6 protein-coding genes and 1 pseudogene are annotated in these 6,946 nt (G+C 53.6%); 1 reads left to right on the top strand and 6 read right to left on the bottom strand.

All coding sequences use genetic code 11. From position 1 onward, the window contains the following. Positions 1 to 64: 64 nt before the first annotated feature. The 3 genes and pseudogenes from Q0V82_RS16155 to Q0V82_RS16145 all read right to left on the bottom strand — a co-directional run. The gene (locus tag Q0V82_RS16155; protein WP_297577413.1) at positions 65 to 577 is read right to left on the bottom strand and encodes an IS3 family transposase; all 513 of its coding nucleotides are present in this window, start codon (positions 575 to 577) and stop codon (positions 65 to 67) included. A gap of 11 nt (positions 578 to 588) precedes the next feature. After that, positions 589 to 885: a transposase gene (locus Q0V82_RS16150; protein ID WP_297577411.1), complete on the bottom strand. Its 297-nt coding sequence runs from the start codon at positions 883 to 885 to the stop codon at positions 589 to 591. A gap of 94 nt (positions 886 to 979) precedes the next feature. Then, positions 980 to 1,093: pseudogene (locus tag Q0V82_RS16145) on the bottom strand (integrase); the annotation flags it as partial. Between Q0V82_RS16145 and Q0V82_RS16140 the strand changes: the two are divergent. Continuing rightward, positions 1,092 to 2,120 (top strand): LTA synthase family protein, encoded by a 1,029-nt coding sequence (locus Q0V82_RS16140; protein ID WP_297577408.1) that lies wholly within the window; start codon positions 1,092 to 1,094, stop codon positions 2,118 to 2,120. The pseudogene Q0V82_RS16145 and the gene Q0V82_RS16140 sit on opposite strands and share 2 nt — an antisense overlap. Before the next feature lie 82 nt (positions 2,121 to 2,202). Here the strand turns inward: Q0V82_RS16140 and Q0V82_RS16135 are convergent, their stop codons facing one another. From Q0V82_RS16135 to Q0V82_RS16125, 3 genes are read right to left on the bottom strand one after another with little or no spacing between them, the layout of a single operon-like run. Further along, complete coding sequence (locus tag Q0V82_RS16135; RefSeq protein ID WP_297577406.1) at positions 2,203 to 3,738, bottom strand: DHA2 family efflux MFS transporter permease subunit; 1,536 nt, start codon at positions 3,736 to 3,738, stop codon at positions 2,203 to 2,205. Continuing rightward, positions 3,735 to 4,934: an efflux RND transporter periplasmic adaptor subunit gene (locus tag Q0V82_RS16130; protein WP_297577404.1), complete on the bottom strand. Its 1,200-nt coding sequence runs from the start codon at positions 4,932 to 4,934 to the stop codon at positions 3,735 to 3,737. Before Q0V82_RS16130 ends, Q0V82_RS16135 begins: the two co-directional genes overlap by 4 nt. Then, positions 4,931 to 6,358, bottom strand: a complete 1,428-nt coding sequence (locus Q0V82_RS16125) for an efflux transporter outer membrane subunit (protein WP_297577401.1) — start codon at positions 6,356 to 6,358, stop codon at positions 4,931 to 4,933. Before Q0V82_RS16125 ends, Q0V82_RS16130 begins: the two co-directional genes overlap by 4 nt. Between the last annotated feature and the right edge of the window lie 588 nt (positions 6,359 to 6,946).

The following is a 6,946-nucleotide window of genomic DNA, read 5'->3' as shown; positions in this document are numbered from 1 at the left end:
TTGTTTTTTCAAACCAATGAAAATTCAGAGGCGACAACTAGTCTGACATAGGGGGGTGGGGGGATTACCCCATCTTTAACGCGCGGTAAACCAGATCCGCCGGCATCGTTGCCGACATCGCCCAGCCAATGATTTTTCGCGAGAACAACTCCAGTATCACCGCCAAGTACAGCCAACCCGAACGCGTACGGATATACGTGATGTCTGCCGTCCACGCCACATTGGGCTGCGTAGGATTAAATTGTCGATTCAATATATTCTCAGCCACTGGCAAGGCGTGCTTGCTGTCGGTTGTGCTGACGAATTTTCGTTTCCAAACAGGCACTAAGCCCGCCTCGCGCATCAATCGCCTAATTTTATAGCGACCAATCTGAATGCCTTTCTGATGCATTTTAGTCAATAGTCGGCGACTGCCTGAGGTTTGCTGACTCTCGGCAAATGCCGCTTTCAAATGCACACTAGTCGCGCAAATGGCGGCAGGCATGGACTTCTTCTTCGCCGCGTAATAACCAGCCCGACTCACATTTAACACACGACAAGCCTGACTCACCGACGCCTTCTGTTGCCACTGATCCACCAAGCGGTAGGCTATTTCAGCTCGCGGGCAAAGAAGGCGGAGGCCTTTTTTAACAGTTCGTTATCCGAACGAAGCTGGCGATTTTCGGATTCAAGCAGGCGGATGCGCTGCTGCTCGGCGGTGAGTGGTTTACCAATACCAGGTGAGCCCGTTTTCTCCGCCAAATATTGCGCCACCCAGCGATCAACCGAAGTGCGCCCAACCCGCATATCCTTCACCACTTGGGCAACAGTCAGGCCTTGATCGACCACCATGCGGGCGACTTCCAGCTTAAAGCTGGCATCGTAATCAGTACGTTTAGAAGTCATGTTATTTCCTCGTTAGGATGAATAATGCCCTATCGAGGTGTCTACTAGGCATTAGACCACTACAGTCGAGCATTTGTTCATACGCCCGATATCAGCCTTTTAAGGCATTCTTGGTTGGATAACCTAGCTGGCGGAGAGTTGGCCCGACGCGTTTTCCGAGTTGAATGTATAGCTGAACAGCACGTAATCTATCTTCGTACGAATACATGAACTACCTCCTGGTAGTCCAAGATTTTATCCGCAGCCCCGTGGGTCAATTTTCGGTCGGCGACAACACGTACTATTGGGCCGAGCAACACCACCCCGAGTTAACGCCGCCAGCGTGGCCGATGCCGCAGCCAAGCCAAGGCGTTTTGCCGCATTTATTGGTGGTGCAAAGCGAGTCTTTTGTTGATTTTCGGCGCTATTATCCGCAAATTCGCCCGGATATTTTGAGCGAATATGATCAGTTTTGCGCTGAGTCTTTGCAGTATGGCCAGCTGGAAGTACCGGCTTGGGGCGCCAATACCGTGCGTAGCGAATTTGCTTTTTTGTCGGGCTTATCGCCGCAGCAATTGGGCGTGCATCAATTTAATCCTTACCGCCGTTTTGCCCGCCAGTATTCGGCGTCGTTACCAGCGCAGTTGCGCCAGCAGGGTTATCGCACCGTGTGCATTCACCCGTATGCCGCTAGTTTTTACCACCGCGATGCCTTGTATCCGCAATTGGGTTTTGATGAATTTATCGACATCAGCGCCTTTGCGCCACCGCCCGCCGGCATGCCGTATGTGGATGATTTGCAAGTGGCGGCCAAAATCGGCGAAGTGCTAGCGCAGGCGACGCAGCCGACGTTTATTTTTGTCATCACCATGGAAAATCACGGCCCATTGCATTTAGAGCAATTGGCAGAAGGCGACGCCGAGCAGGTGTATCACGGCGCAGCGCCAATAGACGGCGAAGAGTTAACGATTTATTTGCGCCACCAAGCCAACGCCAATCGGATGCTGGCGCAGCTACGCGAGCAACTCACGGCCTTAGCCACACCCGCTACCTTGTGTTGGTACGGTGATCATGTGCCCATCTTGCCCAAGGTTTACGCCGCCCACGGCGAACCGAGCGGCAACACCGATTATTTTATTTGGCAAACCCCGCATAAAGCCGGCCAATCTGAAAGGCGTGCGCCCGCAGAGGCCAGCCAACCCAATCACCTTGCTGCCCACCAATTGGCCGGTGAAATTTTACGGTCTTGGCTTTGAGCGCCATATCAAATACCAAAATGCTGAAGTCGTTGGTCTAGGGTCTGTTGACATTGGGTTTGCCAGCCGCCCTAGCCATGTATTACCCCGCGCCTGCGCCGTCTTTGCTTTCGCTAAACGGGGGGCGGGCGAACCACACCAAGGCAATCAGCACAATAAATAGCACGGCAAATAAGCCAAAAATATCATTGGCCGACATAAAAAAGCTTAGCTGGGTGATTTTTTGGTTAATCAACCCCAGCGCTTGCTGCAGGCTAAAGCCTTGTGCGACTAAGCCCGATAAACTGTCTTGTACCACGGGATTGTAGGGATTGATCTGCTGCACCAGATTGGCGTGATGGACTTTTTCTTGGTTATCCCACATCGCCGTGACCAGCGATACACCGATGGTGCCAGACATAGTGCGCATAAAGTTAGACATACTCGCTGCCGACGCAATTCGCTCTGGCGGTAAGCCGGATAAAGTAATCGCGGTGAGCGGCATAAAGAAACACGCTACGCCAATCCCTTGCACAAACTGCGGCCACGCCAGCCAGCCAAAACTAATCGCTGGCGTATAAAAAGTGCGCCAGTAATAACAAGCCGCAAACACCAAAAACGCCAAGCTGACTAATAGTCGCAAATCAATTTTGCTGGAATAGCGGCCAATTACTGGCGACAACACCACCGGCAATAAACCCACAGGCGCTAAAGCCAGCCCTGCCATCGTCGCGGTATAGCCTAAATGCTCTTGCATTAATAAAGGCAGCAATAAGATCGAGCTAAAGTACATCAAAAAACCCAAGCTCAAACTCAGCGCACCAATGGTGAAATTGCGGTGCTTAAACAGCGCTAAATCTAGTACCGGATACGGCTCGTCGCGCTCCCAGATTAATAAAAACACCAAGCCCACTGCCGCAATAATCGCCAAGGCAATAATGCGGTTTGAGCTAAACCATTCATATTGATTGCCCAAATCGAGCATGATTTGAAAAGCGCAGATGGTGATAATCAATAAAGCCAGCCCAACGCGGTCGACCGGTACGGACAAGCGCGCCGTTTCGCGGCCCTTGAGCTGCCAAAACGCCACGCCAGCGACAAACATGCCCACCGGCACATTGATAAAGAAAATCCCGCCCCACACCCAATTATCGGTAATCCAGCCGCCCAGAATCGGCCCCACAATCGGCGCCAAAATAATCGTCATCGCCCATAAAGCCAGCGCCAGCGTTTTTTTCTCGGGGGGGTAACACGCTAATAATAAGCTTTGCGATAAAGGAATCAGCGGCCCGGCCAATAGGCCCTGCAACACGCGGAAAAAAATCAGCATATCCAGCGATGGGGCAATGCCAGACAAAAACGACGTGATCACAAAACCAATCACGCCGACCATAAACACCCGCACCTCGCCAAAACGCTGCGCCACCCAGCCCGATAGCAGCACCGAAATCGCATTAGCCACGCCAAACGACGTAATCACCCATGTGCCTTCGGTAATCGATGCACCCAAATCGCCCGATATCGTCGGAATCGCCACATTGGTAATGGTGGTGTCGAGCACCTGCATAAAGGTCGCTAGCGCCAGCGCCGCCGTCGCCCAGATGCGCGCCGAACCATAAAGTGGCGATACGGTACTCATTTTTTACGCCCTGCGGCTGGCGTCAGATTGGCTTGAATAATGGCATCAATATGCTGATTGGCTTTTTGTAACGAGACCGCATATAGATTGGTCGATTCGACAGGCTGGCCATTGCTGGATTTAGCCAAGCGCGGGCCTGATTGATCATGGGTATTGACCGTAACACTCATCGACAAGCCGATTTGCAGCGGATACTTGGCTAATTGTTGTGGATCAAGCGCAATTCGTACTGGCAAACGCTGCACAATCTTAATCCAATCGCCATTGGCGTTTTCTGGCGGTAGTAGCGAAAAAACGCTGCCGGTGCCGGGCGATAAACCGGCGACTTTGCCATCAAACTTGACCGAGCTGCCGTATAAATCGGCGGTTAAGGTTACCGGCTGGCCGATCCGAATCGGCTCGATTTGCGTTTCTTTTAAATTGGCATCGACCCACACATTCGATAGCGGCGACAAAGCCATCAGCGGCGAGCCGGGGGCGACTTGCGCGCCAACGGCGACGGCGCGTTTGGCCACTTGGGCGTCAACCGGTGAGCGAATATCGGTGCGCTGGCGATTGAGCCAAGCCTCGCGCAGCGCATCGGCTGCGGCGCTGACTTCGGGATAATCACGCACTACGCCGCTGAGCACCTGCATTTTGGCTGCTTGCAGCGCGGCTTGGCTGGCTTCAAGCGCGGCTTGGGCCGAGGCTTTGGCCTGCTCGGCGTGTTGCAATACTTCGGCACTAATCGCTTGCCCCTCGGCGGCGATGCGGCGGCGTTGCAAATCATCGCTGGCCTGCTTGAGTGCGACTTCGCGCAGCGTGACTTCGGCATTCAGTTGCGCCACTTGCTGCTGCGCCACTTGCGCGCCACGTACTGCGCGCGCCAATGCTGACTCTGCCCGCGCCAAGGTCAGCGTGGCATCACTGGCGTCTAAACTCACCAGTAAATCACCGGCTTTAACCATATCGGTATTGTGCACATACACCGCGCTGACTGTACCGCCAATCCGCGAGTCAATCTGGGTGACATAACCCGCCACATACGCATCATCGGTGCTTTCTTGGTAACGCAGCACCAATAGCCAATACAACAACACCGCGCCAGCAATCAGTAGCAGCAGCAAACTGGCGACGATCAGCGAGCGGCGGCGGCGAAGCGGGTCAACGTTGGGCGTGTCGGCGGCAGTATTCGGGGTGGTCAACGTTTCACTCATGGGGTTTCCTTCGAGTCAGTTGCGCCCATGGCGCGGATCAGGCTGGTTTGGGCAATCAGGCGGTCGCGTTGCGCCTGTAATAAAGCTAAGCGCGAATTCACGTGCGACAAATGCGATTGCAAGGTTTCACTCGCTGGCGACAAACCGGCGCGTTGGCGTAATCGGGCGCTATTGGCCAATTGTTCGGCCGCCGTTGCGCTTAGTTTGGCCTCGGCTTCAATCTTGAGCGCGGCTTGTTGGCGCGCCAAACTGGTGGCGCTCTGGTTGGCGATATCGAGCAGGGTTTGGTTATAAATCGCAATCGCCGAGGCGTAATGCGCATGCTGTAAATCCAGCGCACCCTGCAAAGCGCCAGCTTCAAAAATCGGCAAGCTAATCGCTGGCGTTAGCCCCAAGCGGCGCGATGCCGAATCAAACAAGGTGGCGGTGGATAAAGACGACAAACCAATCAGCGCTGATAAAGAAATATCCGGATAAAAATCCGCCTGCGCCGCGCGAACTAAAGCCGCAGCACTCTCCACTTGATACTTGGCGGCGAGTAATTCCGGGCGCTGCGCCAATTGATTAAGCCGCAAGCCGGCGGTATTAATCGGCCAAGCCGGTAAAGCGCGCGGCGCTTGCGCTGCCAAATCAGCTTGGCTGGTGAGCGTGAGCGCGGCTAAAGCCGCTTGCGCGTTACTGCTCGCCAGTTGCGCCGCAATGAGCGCGGTGCGCGCCTCGGCGAGGAGAAGGGTTTGTTCATTTTGCGCGTCGCGGCTGACTAAACCGGCGCGTTTGAGGGTTTTGCTTTTTTGCGCCAACTGCTCGCTGGCGTGTAATGCCGCTTGTTGCAACATGATTTCTTGCTGCGCGGCGCGCCAGACTAGATATTGCGTTACCACCTCAGCCGCCAGCCATTGCTGCGCGCTGGCTTGTTCTAGCTCCGCAGCGCGGCTGGCACCGGCTGCAGCGGCAACGCGCTCACGAATCTTGCCCCATAAATCAAAGCTGTAATTCAGGCTTAAACCGACTTGTGAATAAGTTTGCCAAGTGCCGGCAATCGGCGGTGGAATCAAACCATCGGCGCTATAGCGTTGGCGATTCAATGCGGCCTGTCCATTTACCGTTGGCCCGCTGCCGCTAGCCGCAATCGCCTCATTAGCGCGCGCCGCAGCCACTTTGGCCGCAGCTAGCGTGAGTTTGGGATTGGCCGCCAAAGCCTGTTTAAGCAATTGATCCAGTTCCGGATCACGCAAAGCCTGCCACCAAGCTCCCCGCGCAAAATCAGGCGATTGAGGTAAGGTACTTAAAGACAGCTGATTTGCCGTCAGCATGGGCGGCATCGGCGGTGAAGGGGCAGCACAAGCGGTTAACAAAGCCAGTACTAAAGTGCACAAACCCGCCTGTGGTAAACGCTGGATCAAGGGTTGGATCAAGGTCACCATATTGTTTTTCCGCCTTAGATAGGTGGCTTTATGCTAGTAGAGATCTTTAATGCTGTCACTTGCTATAGTTATGTATCTGTGCATATTTACGTAATTCTTTCGTCTTGTGTTTTTTGTGCTGGGTTTTGTTGGAGCGCAAGTGTTTTGCACGTGTGGTGTGGTGTTCAGGCGGTGTGAATGGGCGTTGATCCCACGCGCTAAAATCCATCGGATATGCCCGCCATGCCAACGCGCAAGCAAGTGATGCCTCATCCGTTCAAGCTTTCGCCATCTTTCGTTTTGACGGCGTTCTGCTGCAGATAGCGACTAGCCAACAGTTTTCGGCGGAGCACGTTGAGAAACACATATAGAAAGATAGATATAGACATGCAGCGTGTTCGACAAACAAGCAATGTCGCCGATAGATCAATTGATTCGGTGCGATGGCGCATAAAATCCTTGATTTACTGCACCCTGGGATAGGAGCGCTGATCGATCAGCACCGTGACGGCCTGAGTTTGGCAATCCTTCAGAATTAATGTTGAAATTGGATTCTTTAAAATTCAACAACTTAGCGTGTTACTGGCATTTTGTTTGCAGCAAGGTGTT

It is taken from the genome of uncultured Deefgea sp. (assembly GCF_947072475.1).
Lineage (GTDB): Bacteria > Pseudomonadota > Gammaproteobacteria > Burkholderiales > Chitinibacteraceae > Deefgea.
Note: the sequence above shows the minus strand (reverse complement) of the source record. Positions and strands in the feature narration are given on the sequence as shown.

Coding starts and splice junctions, on each gene's coding strand:
- Q0V82_RS16150 (WP_297577411.1), bottom strand. CDS start 885: ATGACTTCTAAACGTACTGATTACGATGCCAGCTTTAAGCTGGAAGTC.
- Q0V82_RS16140 (WP_297577408.1), top strand. CDS start 1,092: ATGAACTACCTCCTGGTAGTCCAAGATTTTATCCGCAGCCCCGTGGGT.
- Q0V82_RS16135 (WP_297577406.1), bottom strand. CDS start 3,738: ATGAGTACCGTATCGCCACTTTATGGTTCGGCGCGCATCTGGGCGACG.
- Q0V82_RS16130 (WP_297577404.1), bottom strand. CDS start 4,934: ATGAGTGAAACGTTGACCACCCCGAATACTGCCGCCGACACGCCCAAC.
- Q0V82_RS16125 (WP_297577401.1), bottom strand. CDS start 6,358: ATGGTGACCTTGATCCAACCCTTGATCCAGCGTTTACCACAGGCGGGT.